This window comes from Nostoc sp. LEGE 12454 (assembly GCF_056620565.1).
This window is the reverse complement of record NZ_JBWQXL010000001.1, coordinates 333884-353083: the sequence shown is the minus strand read 5'-3', so window position 1 is coordinate 353083 and position 19200 is coordinate 333884. Positions and strand designations below refer to the sequence as shown.

The 19200-nt window shown below is 39.7% G+C and carries 15 protein-coding genes; 10 read left to right on the top strand and 5 right to left on the bottom strand.

The genetic code is table 11. The features are described from left to right. Positions 1-266: 266 nt before the first annotated feature. Positions 267-3125: a hypothetical protein gene (locus AC1F2U_RS01535; RefSeq protein WP_480259529.1), complete on the top strand. Its 2859-nt coding sequence runs from the start codon at positions 267-269 to the stop codon at positions 3123-3125. Between the two features lie 383 nt (positions 3126-3508). On the opposite strand, the gene AC1F2U_RS01530 is transcribed toward AC1F2U_RS01535, so the two are convergent. Together AC1F2U_RS01530 and AC1F2U_RS01525 are read right to left on the bottom strand one after the other, a co-directional pair. Beyond that, complete coding sequence (locus AC1F2U_RS01530) at positions 3509-3940, bottom strand: hypothetical protein (protein ID WP_480259528.1); 432 nt, start codon at positions 3938-3940, stop codon at positions 3509-3511. Between the two features lie 666 nt (positions 3941-4606). After that, positions 4607-5020 carry a hypothetical protein gene (locus AC1F2U_RS01525; RefSeq protein WP_480259527.1) on the bottom strand — a complete coding sequence of 138 codons (414 nt, stop codon included), beginning with the start codon at positions 5018-5020 and terminating at the stop codon, positions 4607-4609. A gap of 836 nt (positions 5021-5856) precedes the next feature. On the opposite strand from AC1F2U_RS01525, the gene ppk1 reads away from it, so the two are divergent. Continuing rightward, positions 5857-8028, top strand: a complete 2172-nt coding sequence (gene ppk1, locus AC1F2U_RS01520; RefSeq protein ID WP_480259526.1) for a polyphosphate kinase 1 — start codon at positions 5857-5859, stop codon at positions 8026-8028. A gap of 305 nt (positions 8029-8333) precedes the next feature. Then, on the top strand, positions 8334-8750 hold the full coding sequence (locus AC1F2U_RS01515) for a response regulator (RefSeq protein ID WP_480259525.1): 417 nt from the start codon (positions 8334-8336) through the stop codon (positions 8748-8750). Between the two features lie 129 nt (positions 8751-8879). On the opposite strand, the gene AC1F2U_RS01510 is transcribed toward AC1F2U_RS01515, so the two are convergent. Further along, positions 8880-9053: a hypothetical protein gene (locus AC1F2U_RS01510; RefSeq protein ID WP_094348556.1), complete on the bottom strand. Its 174-nt coding sequence runs from the start codon at positions 9051-9053 to the stop codon at positions 8880-8882. A 405-nt stretch (positions 9054-9458) separates the two neighbouring features. Between AC1F2U_RS01510 and AC1F2U_RS01505 the strand changes: the two genes are divergently transcribed. After that, positions 9459-10025, top strand: coding sequence for a DUF2854 domain-containing protein (locus AC1F2U_RS01505; RefSeq protein ID WP_480259524.1), 567 nt, complete (start codon positions 9459-9461; stop codon positions 10023-10025). Positions 10026-10365: 340 nt separating this feature from the next. Here AC1F2U_RS01505 and AC1F2U_RS01500 read toward each other — a convergent pair whose 3' ends face one another. Continuing rightward, entirely contained in the window at positions 10366-10626 is a 261-nt protein-coding gene (locus AC1F2U_RS01500) for a CRR7 family NDH-1 assembly protein (RefSeq protein ID WP_334815565.1), read from the bottom strand. Positions 10627-11599: 973 nt separating this feature from the next. On the opposite strand from AC1F2U_RS01500, the gene AC1F2U_RS01495 reads away from it, so the two are divergent. Beyond that, the gene (locus AC1F2U_RS01495) at positions 11600-12625 is read left to right on the top strand and encodes a PleD family two-component system response regulator (RefSeq protein WP_322737812.1); all 1026 of its coding nucleotides are present in this window, start codon (positions 11600-11602) and stop codon (positions 12623-12625) included. 25 nt (positions 12626-12650) lie between these two features. Here the strand turns inward: AC1F2U_RS01495 and AC1F2U_RS01490 are convergent, their stop codons facing one another. Beyond that, positions 12651-13856, bottom strand: a complete 1206-nt coding sequence (locus tag AC1F2U_RS01490) for a histidine kinase (RefSeq protein WP_480259523.1) — start codon at positions 13854-13856, stop codon at positions 12651-12653. Positions 13857-14433: 577 nt separating this feature from the next. Here AC1F2U_RS01490 and AC1F2U_RS01485 point away from each other — a divergent pair. The 5 genes from AC1F2U_RS01485 (at position 14434) to AC1F2U_RS01465 (ending at position 19191) form a co-directional block, all read left to right on the top strand. Beyond that, positions 14434-14610, top strand: a complete 177-nt coding sequence (locus tag AC1F2U_RS01485) for a hypothetical protein (RefSeq protein WP_480259522.1) — start codon at positions 14434-14436, stop codon at positions 14608-14610. Positions 14611-14688: 78 nt separating this feature from the next. Beyond that, a complete protein-coding gene (locus AC1F2U_RS01480) occupies positions 14689-14931 on the top strand; it encodes a hypothetical protein (RefSeq protein WP_480259521.1) in 243 nt (80 codons plus the stop codon). Positions 14932-15389: 458 nt separating this feature from the next. Further along, the gene (locus AC1F2U_RS01475; protein WP_480259520.1) at positions 15390-16787 is read left to right on the top strand and encodes an S-layer homology domain-containing protein; all 1398 of its coding nucleotides are present in this window, start codon (positions 15390-15392) and stop codon (positions 16785-16787) included. A 318-nt stretch (positions 16788-17105) separates the two neighbouring features. Continuing rightward, positions 17106-18134 (top strand): SGNH/GDSL hydrolase family protein, encoded by a 1029-nt coding sequence (locus tag AC1F2U_RS01470; RefSeq protein ID WP_480259519.1) that lies wholly within the window; start codon positions 17106-17108, stop codon positions 18132-18134. Positions 18135-18147: 13 nt separating this feature from the next. Continuing rightward, positions 18148-19191, top strand: a complete 1044-nt coding sequence (locus AC1F2U_RS01465) for a M42 family metallopeptidase (RefSeq protein ID WP_480259518.1) — start codon at positions 18148-18150, stop codon at positions 19189-19191. The last annotated feature ends 9 nt before the right edge of the window (positions 19192-19200 follow it).

Below are 19200 nucleotides of genomic sequence, written 5' to 3'. Positions count from 1 at the left end.
ATTCTTTGCGCCAGGATCAGAAATCAAACTTTTTTAACTATCTATATTTACTGAAACACTGTTGAATCCATCGAATCAAATAAATCAATAATCAATTCAAAGGTCAAGTATTAAATAATGGTTAAGTTTCGACATTAGCCAATGCTCACATAGTTTGAATCGCCAAAATTTTTATTCTGAAAACATTGAAAAATCCAAATCGAAAAAGCATCAATATCTCCCTAATGAGATTGAGAAAAAAAGCAAAAATTATTGGTATTTGTTTATTGTCTTCAACGATTATATACAAAATTGTATTTATTAAATTATCTGCGATCGCTCTAAGCATAAACAGGCAAAACAATATTGATTTAATCGCTATTCATAACAAGTCATTAATAAATTCCGATCGAAAAACAAATAACTTACCAAGCCAAGAACTGTTAAAACAGGCTTTAAAAAAGTCTAACTCTAACCTAGAGAAACCAAAACAGTTACGCCAATTAATCATTGCTGACGTTATCCCAATTGAAGAATACAAAGATAAACCTCCTAAACTACCTGAAGAAGATGAAGAAAAGCCTCAGCCAAATACAATTCAACCATCAAATTCAAATCCATCAAAACCATACACACCTCAGCAAGAAATACTAATAGAAAAACTACGCAGAACAAAAAAGCAACCACAAGCAATCCAAAAAGAAATTATCCTTGATGCCCTTACATTTAGTGCCAATAAGTATCCTTGGATTGTTAACCCAACAGATAACCTTACTTTTTCCACGGAGTTATTTAAGCCAAATGATGATGAAAATTATATAGATACGGATATAAGTATAAGATTTTCTGGAGACAATCAGATTATTAATAAACTTACCTATGCTAAATTTCCAAAAGCTGACCAATTTTATTGGGTTCTCGATAAGAATAGAGTAGTAGTTGAAACTAAAGGAGATCAAGTAGGTATCCTCTATCAAGGTAGAGAAACTAATACTTATATTACCCAAAATGTTACCTCACAGCAGGCATTTTGGGGATTGCAAACTCTGTTCGCTATACCTACAGATTTTCAGAATTTATTTGGAGACGTTGATACTCAGGATTTTTCCATAACCTCAATAGCAGGACAACTAGTAAATCCTGAAGGGATACCTGCTGGCAGAGTTATCATTAATAGTGCAATTGACGCAAACGATCCTAATGTCACAGTCCTAAGAAATCCTATACCAAATATTGGTAGTGGCTCGACTTTGAGTGTTAACGGTGGACAAGCTTTATTTCAAGCTTTAGATGCTGTCAATGCCCCTAAAATTTTGCAAGGCTTTCCAACGACGAATATACAGCCTTTACTAGATGATGGAAATGTCAAACTCAAGATAGGCGAAATCATTCCTAATAGTGCCCTAGAAGCCACCGGTATCTCCTGGGGAAATATCTTGACAGGAGAAGGTTTTGGTTTTAATGCTCCTATCTCTTCTTTACCAGGTATTAAGATTGCTCAACTTGGCAAATTTGATAACTATGATTTATTAAATGTAGCAGTCAATCCTTTTCTTTCTCAACCTCAGAAAGACTTTCATTATTTTAACTCTTTAATGTGGTTATCTTTAGGGAGAAGACAACCTGAATTTCAGACACTCTCTCAAACTCAAGAAAGTTCTGATTGGCACAGATTGTATGTTAGCCATCCTCATAATCGCAGTTTAATTCAATACGATCCAGTGGCAGTTAAAGCTACTTACTCTAATATTTTTTCTGCTCCTGGATTATCAATAACAGGTAAATTCAGCGATACTAGCATCGATGCTATCCAATCAGTAAACTCTACATTAGGTTTGCTATTAGGTGGAGTCTTTGAAGCTATTAAAATTAATAATATTCAACAAGGTTTAGAAGAAGCAAAAGAAAAATTTAAGAAAGGAGAAAGTTTTTCTCCTTTAAATACATCTGCGACGCCTGAACAAAGAAGACAAATCAATAACAGGCTAAATCGTACCTTATCCTACGCTAATACAGGTAGTGGACTAGAGCAAGTATCTGGAACTTACACACTTCCCAGTCAAGTCACCCCTAAGAATTCCAGTATCTTGCAAGTAAGAACGGGAAACCACAAACGAGCAGTCCAGTTTCTTGAAAGAAATATTTCTATTTTAAATGAAGGCAATACATTTTTTTCCGATCTCAATCTTTCTAATGAGAAATTTGGCCCTCTAACTTATATTGGAATCCCAATTCCTTTAAATGATACTTCCATTAATCCTGTTAATGAATCTTCCGCTGTAGAAGTAATTTTGACCAGTTCCCAAGGGCAACAATTTGTACAGCAATTTAATTCAGAAGATACTACGATAATACCACTCCAAGTACGAGCTGCGGATTTAGCATTCGATTACATGGAACTCACTAGAGTTGACAAAATAGGTGTTAGTTTTAATAACTTTAACGGTTATCTATCTTTACCAACAGTTGAATTGCTAGCCGCAGGTACTTCTGGGAATTTTAACTATACTGCCAATTTAGGCACGTGGTTTAATGTAGATGCCAACTCGGCACCAGGGGTTTCCAATAATAATTTAGGAATAGAAGAACCAACTGTAGGTATCTATAGTAATCTACTTGTCAACTATATTAAAACTGATGTGCGCTTAAATTCAGCCAAAAAGCCTGTAGCTGTTAATACTCAAGTACCATACTTGAGAGTTAACTGGAATAGCGCCTCTAATAAAAATAATCCTTTTTCAACTTTTTTAAGTTATTTATATCAGCATCAAGAAAGAAATTTTGGTTTTTCCTTAGCTCCTAGTATTGCTTATATTGAAGAGAATAGTAATGGAGAGTTTTTAGGCCTTTTCAATGGAGAATTTGGTACTAGTCATGGTTTGAATTTGGAGGCAAATTTAGAGATAGGCAAAGAATTTTTCTTTGAATTTCAGGGTTTACAAAAAGTCAGCAGAAATATTTCTGCTGGTATTTATCTAAAAAATTATAGTGTTAATATTTTGGGTTTGAGCAGCCGAGTTTCTGGCTTCAATTATGGACTCATTCTGAGACAGAATTTTCCCGATAATAGTGTATTTATAGAAACTCAAATTGGTACAGGCGAGAATGGATTCGACCTCAAGCTTCAAGGAGGTTATCGGTTTTGATAAGAGACTTCTAAATGAAAAATATCCCATTGCTTTTAGGGCAAAGAGCAGCGGAAGTAAAAGCTGTTTTGATTCCAAAAATTGGATAATTTATTTTTTGGATTTACCTAATATTAATGTAACGCCACCCAAGTTTTTAGTCGCTGTTAATTAAAAAATATCCAATTTTGTAGTGGCCTAACAACCCTAAATTGATACAGTAGAGAAATTAACCAATAGAGTACATTATAGCGTTAGGCGAACGCACCGCAATAGATTATAAAAACGGTGCGTTAGCCTAACAGCATAACACACCCTACGACTACCACTGTTAGAAAAATGTGGAAGCTCACCGACTTTTCAAAGAAGTCCGGGAAGTAAACCTTTCGATTGAAAAAATCAGTTTAATCTAAAGCACCTAAGCTATTAGTACCACCAACTGCTCGGATTAGAGTTGTTGTATCTTCAATGGAAAGACTATTATTTGGCGAAATTGTTAGTGCATCAATCAATGAGTTTGGGCTAGAGAGTGTAGTAGTTTTAACTACTCCTGGGGTTATAGTCAGACTAGTGATGGTTTCATCATTTCCACCTGCTATGCCTCCAAAAGTTGGTGCAATTGTGATGCCTCCGCTATAATCCGAGCCAGAAGGTAAAATTAACTCCCCAGTCACACTGAGAAAACTACCAGAAGGTCTAATCAGAGTAACAGCACCACGAGCACTGGCTTGCTGTGCATTTGCTGGCGTGGCTAGAAAATTTCCCACACTCGATATACCTAATAAGCAGATAGTTCCCCGAAGAAGTATAGATAATTTATTAGAAAAATTATTCATGTTTTATAAACCCCTCATGTTTTCGTCTTAAGCTCGTTCCCAAATTTTGCTTGGCATTGCAGAATATGCATCGCCCAGTAGAAGTAGAGAAAGAACCTTTTTTCTTGCTTTTATTTTTTCAGTGTAGAAAAATATAGAACCTTTGTTGTGAGGGGTTTTGTTAAAGATGGACATTTTGAGGCTTCGTATTTTTACGCAAGCTCTCTACTCATTATTCAGTGAGAGTTTCAGGGTTTATATTGATATCATTAGAGTTATGTAAAGGCATCATAAGGAGCATTTTCAGTAGGTACACATAGATGTGCATTGATGTTAAGTTAAGTCCCAGCGAATAGAATTCACGGCTACACAAACAAAGTCCGTCCTCGGTGACTAAGGAAAAATTAAGGCTTTGAACCTACGGAGGTGGATAAACCCTCGTGTAGACACGGTTTCTAACTGTCCTTTTAACGTTAGATTGACACCAATGACAGCTATACGCCCCTACGAAAGACCCATACAACAAGATTCCCGACTTTTTTAAGAAGCCGGGAATCTGAGCCACAAAATAAATATAGGGAACAGATATAGCATTGCTATTTCTCCTCCCTACGATCTATTAATTTATTCAACTGTTGCGTCAGTTGTTAAAAATTTTGTAAGTACTTACGAGGCAATAAATTCAATTTAGTCTAGACCGCCACCAGCACCAGCTGCTCTGACAAGGGCTGCTAAGTCTTCAACAGTTGTAGGAGCATTGGCTGCAATAGCTGCTGCAATAGCTGCTGAAATTGTGGTGGGAGGTGTGGTTGAAACTGCTCCAGCAGTTGGGGTTAATGTCAGGCCTGTGGCAACTTCTTGGTTTGTACCCATATCAGCACCACCATTAACAACAACATCTAGTGCGGTAAAGTCTGTACCCGGAGCTGCAACTAACTCAGCACTGATGCTGAGAGAAGAACCTGATGGTCTAACTATTGTAACCGCACCCCGAGCAGAAGCTTGCCCTTGATCTGCACTTGCTGGCGCAGCCAGGATATTACCAACGCCAACCAAACCCAACAAGCAGATGCTTCCTTTGACAATTGCAGAAATTTTCATGATTAACAAACTCCCCGTGTTGTTTTTCTTTACGTTCTCAATATAACCATTGCCTGCCAGAAACCTCTCAGAAATAATACTGAAGTTTTGACAAATTGCAGAGGTCATAAATTAAAAAAACTAATGGATGGAAGTATTGGTGTGGCTCTGAATAAAAGCTTCAAATGCCTCATAAAAATAGAGTTGCAGTAAGGCTTGTGCCCAATAAATGTCTGTATGAGGGTTGTGGCAATGACTACCAAACTTTGAGTTTTGGAAAGCTAAATCCATAAAGTCTTGGAGGTAAGCCTTTAGACTGCTTACAATGCCCCAATCCCCTGTAAACACTGCTTAATAATTCGTTAAAACTTGTCAGATATGACATAGTCATATCTTTACTAAATCTTAAGTGCATCTTTATAGGTAATATGCTGTGGGCAACGATTTGAATCCCAGTCCGATCGCAGTTATTCTATGGATGCAATATTTTGAAAGGGCAGATAACTATACGCCAATACCATATTCCACAAAATTGAAAACGGCTATAAAATCTAGTTATAGGTTAAGTGGATAGGGTGGTTATCTGGAAGATACCCAAGGCGATCGCGCAAAGCACCCAAAAATTTTTTAAGAATGTTGGCTTTCGTGTCTACACAAGTTGATTTTTGAGTCTTTGACTAAAGTTATTTAAATACAAATAGATTTTTGAAAGTTATAATATCTGTCCTTTCCCAGTAGCGAGGTAGATCGTAAGCACAGCAAAAAATTGCCTTAGCGTTAACCTCAAGCACCATTTAACCTACTATATTTATTGTCCCCCAGTTCAATGGGCTACATCTGCCTGGCATTAGGTCATTATGGCAAAATCTAAGAAAAGCGCTACCCCCATCAATCTCAGCGATCCACAATATTATCTTAACCGAGAGTTAAGCTGGTTAGAATTTAATGCCAGGGTATTACATGAAGCCTGTGACGATCGCACCCCACTTCTGGAACGTCTTAAGTTTTTGGGAATATTTAACTCTAATTTAGATGAGTTTTTTATGGTGCGCGTTGCTGGCTTAAAGCAACAAGTAGAGGCAAAAGTTAGCCTGTTAACTCCCGATGGTCGCACACCACAACAACAGCTAGACGATATTAGGTCTACGCTCACTCCCCATGTCAATAAACAGCACCAACATTTTGAGGAAGTGCTTCGTCCTCTCCTAGTAAATCATGGCATTCATATTCTGAATTACATAGATTTAAATCAAAAGCAGCGGACTCATCTCAACAGCTATTTTGAGGAACAAATCTTTCCAGTTTTGACTCCTCTGGCTGTCGATCCTAGTCATCCCTTTCCGTTTATTTCTAATCTCAGTTTAAATCTGGCTGTTGTGGTCAAGAACCCAGACACCGAAGAAGAATTTTTTGCCAGAATCAAAGTCCCTAGCGTTCTACCACGATTTTTACCGATACCGTCTGAGTTGGGAGATCAGAACAGCGAAAAACCTGCCCACTGGACTGGAGTACCTTTAGAACAGGCGATCGCTCATAACTTGGAATCACTATTTCCGGGGATGAACATTCAAGAATATCATCCGTTCCGCATTACCCGTGATGCCGATTTGGTCTTAGAAGAAGATGAAGCAGATGATTTGTTGTTAGCGATCGAACAGGAATTGCGAAAACGGCGCCTGGGTGGAAGTCCAGTCCGGCTAGAAATTCAATCCCAGACTCCGGAAATAGTGCGATCGCGATTATTGCATGATTTGGAATTAACAGAAAGTGATGTTTACGAGGTAGATGGTCTTTTGGGACTGCGGGATTTAATGTACTTTATGTCCCTACCATTGCCGGAACTAAAAGATCCACCACGCCAATCTGTTGTACCGTTACGCCTGCAAAGGCTGAGAGAACCGAGTTTAGACCCAGATGCGCTGGAGACGGACGAAGGAAAAGACTTTTTTGCTGTAATTCGAGAAAAGGATTTACTAGTACACCATCCCTATCAATCCTTTTCGGCTACAGTAGTGCGCTTTATTACCCATGCTGCCTACGATTCGAATGTGTTAGCCATTAAGATGACCCTTTACCGGACTTCTGGTGACTCGCCCATCGTCAACGCCTTAATTGCCGCTGCTGAAAATGGCAAGCAGGTATCTGTGCTAGTGGAATTAAAGGCGCGATTTGATGAGGAGAATAATATTTACTGGGCAAAACGACTAGAAAGAGTTGGAGTTCATGTCGTCTATGGTTTAGTCGGGCTAAAAACCCATAGTAAAACCGTCATGGTGGTACGGCGCGAAAAAGACCGGATACGTCGCTACGTGCATATTGGCACAGGTAACTACAACCAGAAAACGGCACGACTGTATACAGATTTGGGATTGTTTAGTTGCCGTGAAGAATTGGGTGCTGACATTACAGATTTATTTAATTTCTTAACCGGATATTCCCTGCAAAAATCTTATCGACAGTTGCTGGTTGCCCCTGTGAATATGCGCGATCGCTTTTTGGCATTAATTTACCGCGAAATCGAAAATGTTCAAAATGGATTTTCTGGACGGATTGTTGCCAAAATGAATTCCCTAGTCGATCCAGAAATTATCGCCACTTTATATGAAGCTTCCCGCGCCGGAGTGCAAATCGACTTAATTGTTAGGGGTGTTTGTTGTTTACGCCCAGGAATCAAAGACATTAGTGAAAATATTCGCATCATCAGTATTGTCGGTCGCTTTTTAGAACACTCTCGAGTTTATTATTTTCATAACAATACACAGGAGGAAATTTATATCGGCAGTGCTGACTGGATGCGCCGCAACCTAGATCGCCGAGTCGAAGTAATTACCCCAGTAAAAGACCCAGATATTGCTAAAGATTTGCAAGAAATTATGGGAATTATGCTCGCAGATAATCGCCAAGCTTGGGAATTACAAGCTGATGGTACTTACATTCAACGGCGTCCTTATGATGATTCTCCAGAAGCTAATTCACAAAAAATTCTCATGAACATGGCATTACGCTCAACTGGTGTCCTCCCAACCTGATTGATTAAAAAATAAGTTACTTATACCTTGACAACTAGATCAACTTAGTTTTTTTCCAAAAATTGAATTTTTGAGCAGTTGTCTAAGTTCTTTATCATCATAGGTTCACACAAATTATACCAATTTTAAAAAAGAATGTAACAAATAGAACATCTTGTAGAGACGCGATTCATCGCGTCTTGAACCAAGGATACGTTGCAATCATTAATTGAATTGGTATTATTCAACCATAGGATAGAGTTAGTGCTGGCACTTGTTCTCATAAACTGGAGAGGTTACTCTGAATAAATTTGTCTTTCCCCTCAATGTTAATGTTATCCTGCGAGCTTTCTACCTTGCGTGTTTTAGTAGTTGACGATCACGAACTGACTCGTTTAACCTTGCAATTGGTTTTTTCATGTCAGGAAAATATTCAAGTAGTAGGTTTAGCCAGTAATGGTGAAGAAGCTATAGAAATGGTTAAACGTTGCCATCCTGACGTAATTGTTCTAGATTTACAGATGCCTGTCATGGATGGCTGGAGTGCGTCTAGTCACATTAAAGCTATATCTCCAAATACCCAGATACTTGCTTACTCCTCAGTGGAAGATGTCAATTTTCACGGGACAAAGGCAATGTCTAGCTTTGATGACGTTTGTAAGAAAGATGTACCGACAAGCGAACTTATTGCCTTAGTTAGGCAGCTGGGTCATCGTGCAGGAGATGGTTCACTGGCAGGATAAATGATGGAGTAATTATTGCTTCGTCAACTCAAGCTTAGTTAAATTCTGGGGATTTGAAGACATGATACTAGTGAATAACGTCGGTCTAGCCTGAAGTTGAGGTTAAACCGACGTAATTTTTGATAACTTCTACTCTACCGGAATAGTGCGTGTAAATTCATCAATTAGTTCATCCAGTTCTTCCAAAGCCTGATTTACGTCAATTCTCAAAGTTCCCAGGTTTGGTTGCTCCAGTAAGCTTAATAGGTAATCGCGTTTACTTTGAACTGCGACAATCCGTTCTTTTATAGTCTGTAAATCCATTATTTTTTTCCTATCTTTAACTACCTTTAAATTTAAAGTTAACTCAAAATCTAATATTCTGGCACACTATACGCCGTTAGTAGTCAACTTAGAGCTACCTGCCTTCCCTACGAGATGCTGCGCAAATAGTAGACTAAGGAAAAATTGAGTGTTTGAAAATCACAAAGCCAAAAATGGGTAAAGTCTCGTTTAAACGAAGCTTGTGCTTTGGGCAAAAATGCCTGACTTGTTCGCTCTTGGTGTGTTCCCTTCCGGCTCTTTAGCAACTGGCGTGCGGTTTCTAACCGCCTTAATATGGCAATGATTTAATACTAGCGCCTGGAGACGATGTTCTTTCGTAATTTGTTGCTCATCGCCGATGATAATAAAACTAAGATATTCAGACTTTATACGTAATTTAAGCTCATGCTACGCCAAATCTCGCTAGGAACACTCGGTCTAACTATCGGTGGCATATTAACCATCATTGGTTTCGTCGCCTATGCTGATAATAATGCCACACTCAATCTTGTCGGATTTTTTTACGGGATTCCTCTATTATTGGGAGGACTGGCGCTAAAAGCTAATGAACTTAAGCCAGTACCATTTACCCAAACTACGTCACCGTCAGCATTGATACTGCGCCAGCAGCAAGCAACTGATACGCAAAATAAAATTCGCAAAGACATTACCCGATATTGCTACGGTCAAGATGCTCATCTAGATACAACACTTTCTTTTCTGGGTTTGAGTCCCAATGACCAGGAACGTCCAACAGTCACAGGGTTACGAGAAACAGAAGTTAATGGAAGCTATGCCCTAATTTTAGAATTTGATTCACCGCTAATACCAATTGATGTGTGGCAAAAAAAGCATGAAAAAATGACCAATTATTTTGGTCCTGGATTGGAAATTCAAATAACGCAGCCATCTGAAAATACAATTGAGCTAGCGCTAATCAATATTCAAAAAGAATCACTAGTCACTAGTTAATAGCCAAGAGCAAAAATTCTCGTTACCCAAACTTCATTCCTTGATGACTTGTTGTCACCCATCTGTTTACAACAATCAACATAATTAATAATTCATAATTACAATTAGTTGTAGCTACTGTACTCTGCATTCTCTTGTTGACCGCTAAATTTTTGATGAGTGTGTGGTCTACTGTACAGTGTCGTAACTATGAATTATGAATTAGTAATTATTCTTTTTGGAATTACCCCGCGATTTGCATTCCCAACTTCTTCAAGAAGTCGGGAATTTGGGCAGCAAGTTTTACTTAGATATAAAATCTTAAAATTTTTGGGCTTCTCTTAAGCACTTAACCAAAAACTTACTTTTCTAAACGAACTGCGTACCACTGTAAATATTGCCCAGGGCTAATATCTAATTTGCAGCTAGTATCGAGTAAATATTGTGCTTGAGCTTCCACAGTATCAAATTTTTGCAAGTCAGGCGGCAAATCTTGAATTATGAGTTGTTGAAGAGTTGTTTTGAGCTTTTCTAATAACTCTGATGGTGTCATGAATTGTTCTGGTTGATTTGTTTCGAGAACAACAAAATTATCCTGCTGATACATTAATGAGTCTGGCATTTTAAAGATTTAGCGAATGTCAATAGGTTTAGGTTATTTTTGTAAGAACTTTTCCTTGTTTGGGTAGTCAAAAAGATAGCACTTTTCTGTGCTGTCTGTAAAGCAGTTAGAGGATTAGTTGTGCAAAATATTAATTTTAATTTAGTATATGGTAGTAACATCTAATTTTAGCTAATAAATTGCTAATTTTCAAAAAAAACAGTTCATTTTTTAGATAACTAGATATACTGAAGCTAATTAAATAAAAAATTAACTTCATTTATTAACTCCGAAAGACTTGCAGCGCGATTTGATTTTCATCCGCCTCAGAATGAATTCTGAGTCTAATAGCACTCATTTGTCTAAAAACGACTGATAAAAGGTTATAGTCCGTTAAAACAGAATTTAGTACGAACTACAAAACTATGGTTCTGGGGTTTATGGCGAGAACTAAATTGTTATAGAGTGACTTGAAAATAAAGCTTTAAACTAAGTTAAATCCCAATCTTATGTAATTGTACTAAACCTCAGCAAGCCTTGTCGAATAGACTAAAAAATTTCAGTTAGGTGATATTAGTATTTAGTATTAACTATCTTCTGAGGGAACTTTGGCAATTGCCTTGCTCTGGATTGCTAAGTTTCTCAACTAACTACGCAACTAAAGAATTAAGGTGTGTATTTGTAATTCTCAAAAAAATCGTAATTTGACTTTAACAATAGGGAAATATAAAAGTAACATTTTCTCCCATAACCATCGCTGAACAAAAAGGTAGCAATTACCTTCGTGTTCCAATTACAGATTGTCTATGCAACTTATTTATCTACCGCTTGCTTGGCCCAACAACATTGGGCAGTCCATTGTCAAAAAACAGTTGATTGTGAAGCCAGACACGCCTTTGCCGCAAATCCTGGCATTGATGAAAATAGCGATCGCCCCCATGCGATTGAGTTGCACAGCCTTTTTCAGGATAGTTCCGCAAGTGGAAGGCAACTCATGTCAGGCATAAGCCCATTTTCTGTTTCTAAGCAACCACCACTGATTCTAGTGGCTGATGATGACAAGACCATCCGGGTATTGTTGCGTAAAGCAATGGAACAAGAAGGTTATCGAGTGGTCGAGGTTAATGATGGTAAGCAATGTTTAGATGCTTACGAGACTATCAAACCGGATATAGTTTTGCTAGATGCTGTAATGCCTGTGATGGATGGCTTTACCTGCTGTAAGCACTTGCTCCAAATTGCCAGGAATAATTTAATCTCAGCCCTTGCCACTTTTGATACTGACTCGACTCTTAACAATACAGTCATCTCCAAGATATGGGAGCGCACTCCCATCTTGATGATCACATGCTTGGACGATGAGGAATCTGTAAACCGTGCTTTTGAAGCGGGAGCAACTGATTATGTTACTAAGCCAATTCACTGGCCTGTATTACGCCAGCGGTTGCGCCGACTGCTACAGCAAGCACAAGTATACAAACAGTTAGAGGCGGCAAACGAAGCTTTGCATCACCTTGCCAATGTAGATGGCTTAACTGAGTTGGCTAATCGTCGCCGCTTTGACGATTATCTCAATACTCAATGGATTAATCTCGCACAAGAGGGATTTCCCTTGTCAATGATTTTGTGTGATATCGACTTTTTTAAATTTTATAATGATAAATATGGCCATCCGGCAGGGGATGTATGTTTACAAAAGGTGGGTGCTGTCTTAAGCCTTAAGGCACAAAAACATCAGGATTTAGTAGCGCGTTATGGTGGCGAAGAATTTGCTGTGATTATGCCATACACTCCTGCATCTGGCGCACTTCACGTTGCCGCCGCCATTCAAGCGGGAATTAAAGATTTGCAAATTGTTCATGACGGTTCTGCGGTCAGCCAGCACGTCACTCTCAGTATGGGTGTGGCAACTGTTGTCCCGACTTGGGAATCTTCACCTTCAGAGTTGATCGTGCTGGCAGATAAAGCACTCTACCAAGCAAAGGCCGGGGGACGCGATCGCTTTGTCTCAAGTTCTTAAATTGTCATTTGTCATTTGTCAATACCTAAGAAGGATAAACTGGGAGTGTGAAGTGAAACCATGCTCCGTTATTGGGGGCAGAATCCACCCAAATTTGGCCATAGTGTGCTAGAACGATGCGTTGGCATAAACAAAGACCAATGCCGTAACCTTCTGTACCTTCATCCCGTTGCAGGCGGAAGTGGTTTTCAAAGATCCGATCGCGATTCTCTACAGGAATACCAGGCCCGGTATCGCCAATACTAAACTGAACTTTTTGGGTAGTGCGGTGCAATCCGGCAATGCTAATCTTGCCACCTTCTGGGGTGTATTTGATGGCATTATCCAACAGATTCACCAGCACTTGCCGGATGCGTTCTGGGTCAGCATATACATAAGGTAAGTCGTTGGGAATATCTGTTTCGACCTCTTGGGATTTGGCGGTGTAGCGATCGCACAATTCTTCTAGTACATCTAAGCACAGTTTACCTAGTTGTACTTTTTGTGGTAAAATTGGAAACTCAGTATCTTTGCCACGACCTACCTGCAAAAGGTCGGCAATCATCCGATCGATGATCTTAGTTTGATTACGGGCTTGTTTTAATAGATGCGCCGTTAAGGATGGTTTGAGGCGCTGAAATTGGCCTGTTTCTAAATTGTAGTTAGATTGGAGAGTTTCGATGGCGATCGCGGCGGCAGTTAAGGGATTGCGGAGATCGTGTGCCAGCATGGAAATCACCCGATCTTTAAACTGGAGTTGCTCTTGGAGGTTATCTTTTTCCTGTTTTAAGCGAAAAATTTCGTCTGAGAGTCGGATCAGTTCGGCAGAAACAGCAACTGAACGGATAGTGGATTTGGGTGATGTCACCCTAGCATTATCGTCTATCCGTTCTTGTAAGTCTTCCTGTAATTTCAAATAGGCGTCTACAGCGGCTTGCCAGCGAGGCCACCAGTTTTTCAATTGCGCTATGATATTACTTCCAGCCAAAACCTGCCGTGGTTCCGGGTGAATTTTAATTAAAGCTGGCGTTGCTACCAATTTAAAGTGTTCTGCTAAGTAAGGTTGTTGACCAACATCAATAGTTTGAAGTTCAAAACTATACTCAGCCTGCAACTCTTTTAGGTAAGCACGTATTCGCTGCACCTGTTGACGGGACTTGGGACGTCCATCGACAAATAGTAACAGCTGGAGTGGAGCCTCAGAATAAATAGGCTGATCCTGGGAAACTTGCATGTAATCGTGTTTCAGCACTGGTAACAACCCGGTGACGCTTTACAGAAAGTAAAAAGGACTGACGGTTGTCGATGGTCGTTGTTTTTTCTTCTTAATATCTATTTTAGATTTTCATACTCCTATCCGATCTGCGTTTTTGACATCAAACATGTCTTTTTCAGCCTTTTGCTCCCTTTTGGTGAACTTCATCTCCAAGAAACACCCAAGCCCCTTGAATATAAGTCTTAATTTGCCCTGAATCAAAAATTTTCGCCAGAGCCAGCAGCTGAAAGGCTTAGTAGTATGCCAAATCGGCTAGTGCAGCACGATATCAAGTTGAGCAGATCGCCCAAGTAAACACAGATGCTAATTGTATCTAATCTATCAGGAAGCTGTTAACTGTTCAGACCAAGTTTGTAGAGGGTTTCTCAACCGCCAGTGCATTTGATGACGTGTCTTTTTCGCTTCTAGCCAATTATTAACTAGGATTGGGACAAACAGCCAAAGCCAACTCTGTACTATTTCTATAACTTGCGAAGCGCACCTTCCAGCTTTCCTAAAATGAACCACAGCCCTATCCAAGAATAACAGGGGATGGGTTGATTGAGGGAAAGTTTTGGATAACATAGAGGCTATCGCACTTTTAGAGAAAGCACTCACTGCTTTTGAGGCTGTCAAGAAATTCTTGACTACAGCACAAGTAGCACTTTCTCCAGAAAATCAATTTAGAGATACTAAGGAAACTGCTGCGACACTTGACTGCTTTACCGATTACCCCAGTCGCCAAGAATAACGAACTTACGCTAAGTTATTGGAATTGTTTAACACTGGCATTTTTCAGCTATTGCCTGACTCACATTACCATCGTCAGATGAATAATTTTCAGAATCGATTGTCAGCCAGTGTTAGTGAACTCGATCTATTCCCCTCTTTGGGTGAGGCTAAGGGGAGCTTTATTCCAAGTCTATCACTTCAGTTGCTTGGCGTAGGCTTTGCCCGCCGTAGGCATCGCATTACAACCAGTGCATCTGGAAGTAGATTCCAGCTTTTGCTAGCTAAACTGTTTTTTGACCAGTTATCAATCAGTTATCTGCTCTACAACTTGGATGTTTAGATAACTTTCTAAAAGATTGGTTCACAATCTAGTATCGATTGGTTTGTAGTCGGTGGCTCTAGTCCTCATCTAAATACTAAAGTCCTGACTACGAACTTTCAAATTATAAAACTATTATCTAGCAAGGATTTCAGGTGTATTTATGTTTTTTTCCAAAAATGTTAGTTTTCCAGAATTTTAGGGAACTCTATAAATAAGCATAGGAATTATCAAAACCTAATGGCTGTAAAACGAAGACAATACGGTAGCTTTTGCTACCGTTTACTCATTTTTAGAGATATCATCACTTAAATAGACATTTAGGAAGAAGACGTAGTAAGTCGGTAGTGTCTTTTAGTGATATGGATAGTCAGAAGAGAGCAGGGGAATAAAGGAGAATAACCATGTCCCATGCCTCATTCCCATTTAATGGACAGTCTGCGCTAGGGTAGGAATTGAAACTCAATTTGTGATTTCCTGTGCTTCCCTGTAAACGTCCAGCTGTATTTCTAATTTGGGCTGTTATACTCACTTCGTTAACAGCCTGTGCTAATAGTCCAGTCGCCAAAAACCTTGAGGAATCTTTGGCGGCAGATCCGAAACTGCAAAGCAATCCAGTTGTCTTTGGAGAATCTCAGAGTAACCAACCGCAAGCACAGCAAAACGAATCAACTGTTCAGTTACCAGCTGATTTTCCTAAAGATATCCCACTATATTCCAATGCCAAGCTACAGGAAGTTACACCTGCTAGCGGCTCAGAAAACAAAATCTCAACTCGTTGGTTAAGTTCTGACCCCAGTAATTTTATTGCTAGTTTTTATCGCAGCCACTTTCAAACAAATAACTGGCAGATTTTACAACAGCCGACAGATGATACAGGAAGCACTTTTGAGGCACGTCGCAACGATTTGTTGTTGAAGGTTTCCATTCAGCCCAAATCAGTAGTTACTAACGCCACACCTAATCAACCCCAAACAGCGACTGAATTACTGATTGATTACGTACCGAATAGTACTGCAACAGCACAACCTACTTCAACTACAAATCCTAACGAAACTGCTAACGCCGTTCCTCAACCGGGAAATTCACAGTTCATTGGTCCAATACCACCGACAAACTTGGCAGCACAGCCACCAAGCACAGCTAATAACCAAACAATCTCTACAGCCACTCCTAAATCTCAGGTATTTAACGATCTGAATAAGGCACCACAAGAATGGCAGCAACATATCCAAGACTTGGCTGCATTAGGTGTTTTATCTATAGAAGCAAAGACAACTAAGAGCAATTCCACTACCACAACTAATCAGTTTGAACCCAGTAAAACCGTTACACATCGGGAATATGCCCGTTGGCTAATTGCTGCTAACAATGCTGTGTATAGCAATAATCCAGCTAAACAGATTCGTTTGGCATCAGAAAATACTCAACCAGCCTTTAGTGATGTGTCAGCAAAAGACCCTGATTTCCCAGCAATTCAGGGATTAGCTGAAGCTGGTTTAATTCCTAGTCCTTTGTCTGGAGATTCTACAGTAGTTTTGTTTCGTCCTGATGCACCTCTAACGCGGGAACAGTTGCTGCTGTGGAAATTACCCTTAGATACTCGCCAAGCTTTACCCTCTGCTAACTTAGATGCGGTCAAACAAACCTGGGGTTTTCAAGACGCAGCGAAAATTGACTCTAAGGCTTTAAGAGCAGTGTTGGCTGATTATCAGAATGGCGAACAATCGAATATTCGTCGGGTGTTTGGTTATACGACTCTGTTTCAACCCAAAAAACCAGTAACTCGTGCTGAGGCTGCTACGGCTTTGTGGTATTTCGGCAGTCAGGGTGAGGGTGTATCGGCTACTGAGGCTTTGAAATTAAAGCAAAGTTAAAGCTATGTCTACGACGGTCTACCTAATTTAGTTGCGGTTAGTCCACCATCAGCATAAAAGTAGGCAATTCCGTCCTTTAGGATATAAATTTTGCTATTTCTTTGTAATATACATATTTTTCATCAAGAAAATGTAAATCTAAGTGTTTTAAGCGTTTTTACCTGTGTTTGATGAATTTTTGAGGCATAGTTAAGTAAAACAACGTAAATTAAGTCAATAGAGGTACTTAGTTTGGAAGTATCTCAAAAGAGTAAGTTGTCAGATTATCGCCCTTTCATTGTTTTTAAACAAATTAAAAAGATCGCAGGTAAAACAAATATGAAAAAACAAGCTGTAGCAGCAGGATTTGTTCTATTTTCTTTCATGTTGCCGACCAAAGCCTCAGTTGCGAGTTTTGATCGGCTTTATGTATTTGGTGATAGTCTTTCTGATACAGGCAATATATATAATGCTACGGGTAAAACATACCCTGCAAGTCCACCTAACTTTAATGGACGTTTTTCCGATGGGCCGGTCTGGATAGATTATCTCGGAGATCAGCTAGGATTAAAGCCCACTTTATTGACTACTATTCCTTCCACACCTCCTACTCAAGGGATAAACTTCGCTTTCGGTGGTGCTAGCTCTGGTTTAGATAACGCTGTCGTTCCCAATCAAAATTTACCGGGAGTACTCAAACAAGTCCTTGGTTTTGCTGGAAATCTGCAAGCAAATAATCAAACTGCTGACCCAGATGCACTTTACACATTGTGGGGAGGTGCTAATGATTTCTTTTTTCTGAACCCAGAAGACTCGAAGACGCCAATCAGTAATATATCCCTGGCGTTGAATACTTTGGTAGGAGTCGGCGCAAAAAATATTTTGGTGTTTAACTTGCCAGATTTGGGACAGCTACCAGCAGCTAAAATCAACGGTCGCAACCCTACAACCCTCAGTAAATCGACTAGTGAGTTTAACTTGGGTTTAGCACAAACTGTGAACGCTTTGAATCAAAACCCGAATCTCAACATCATCTCTATTGATACTTATTCTTTATTTAATCAGGCAAGTGCATTAGGTTTTACGAATGTAACCGAGTCCTGTTTATCTAGGCCAGATATATGTAACCCAGGTGACAACAAGTTTCTTGTCTGGGACGGTTTCCACCCTACCACTGCTGCTCATAAGGTGATAGCAGATACAGCCCTGGCGGCGATTGACGCTAAGTCCGTTCCTGAACCTGCGATAAACTTGGGGATTTTAGCCCTTGGTGCTTTTGGTGCGGTAGGAGTGTTGAAACGTCAACAAAAAAAGTCAGCAGGTCGGGTTGTTGATGCACAATTGTCTCATATAACAGTCGAAAACTAAACTAACTGTATTGATGTGGGATTACGATCGCTTATTTCAAATTATTGAAGAATTAGTTATGCACCATTCTCCAAGCGGTGCAGAAGCTGAGATTAACCAATTGTTGATGAAACGATTTGCGGCGCTGGGTGTGGAAGTCTGGTGCGATCGCGCCGATAATATTATTGCCAAGATTCCAGGGAAAAATCCAGACGGAGCGATCGCGATTACAGCACATAAAGACGAAATTGGCGCAATTGTCAAGACTCTTGGTGATGAAGGTCGTGTCAAAGTCAGCAAACTTGGCGGTTCTTTCCCGTGGGTTTATGGCGAAGGCGTTGTCGATTTACTGGGAGATAACGAGATTATCAACGGTATTCTCAGCTTTGGTTCTCGCCACGTTTCCCATGAATCACCCCAAAAAGTGCAGCAGGAAGATACTACTGTTAAGTGGGAAAATGCCTGGATTGAAACGAAGCTGACATCTGCTGAATTAGAAGCGGCTGGCATTCGACCTGGAACTAGAATGGTGATTGGCAAACATCGCAAGCGTCCAATTCGGTTAAAGGATCATATTGCTGGTTATACTTTGGATAACAAAGCTTCTGTTGCGATTTTGCTAGCTTTGGCTGAAAACCTGAAGCAGCCAGTAGTTGATGTTTATTTAGTAGCTTCAGCGAAAGAAGAAGTGGGAGCAATTGGGGCGCTATTTTTCACCCAAAATCAGCGTTTGGATGCCTTGATTGCTTTAGAAATTTGTCCCTTATCTGAGGAATATCCTGTTAAAGATGGGGAAAGTCCTGTACTTTTATCTCAAGATGCTTATGGGATATATGACGAAGGGCTAAATGGACAACTGCGCTATAGTGCCAAGCAACTCGATATGCCGATACAATTCACAACTCTGAGTGGATTTGGCAGCGATGCTTCGATTGCCATGAAATTTGGTCATGTTGGGCGTGCTGCTTGTTTGGCATTTCCTACCCAAAATACTCATGGATATGAAATTGCTCATTTAGGAGCGATCGCTAATTGTATCGATTTGTTAAAAGCTTTCTGCGAAACTGAGTTTGAGTGATAACTAAAG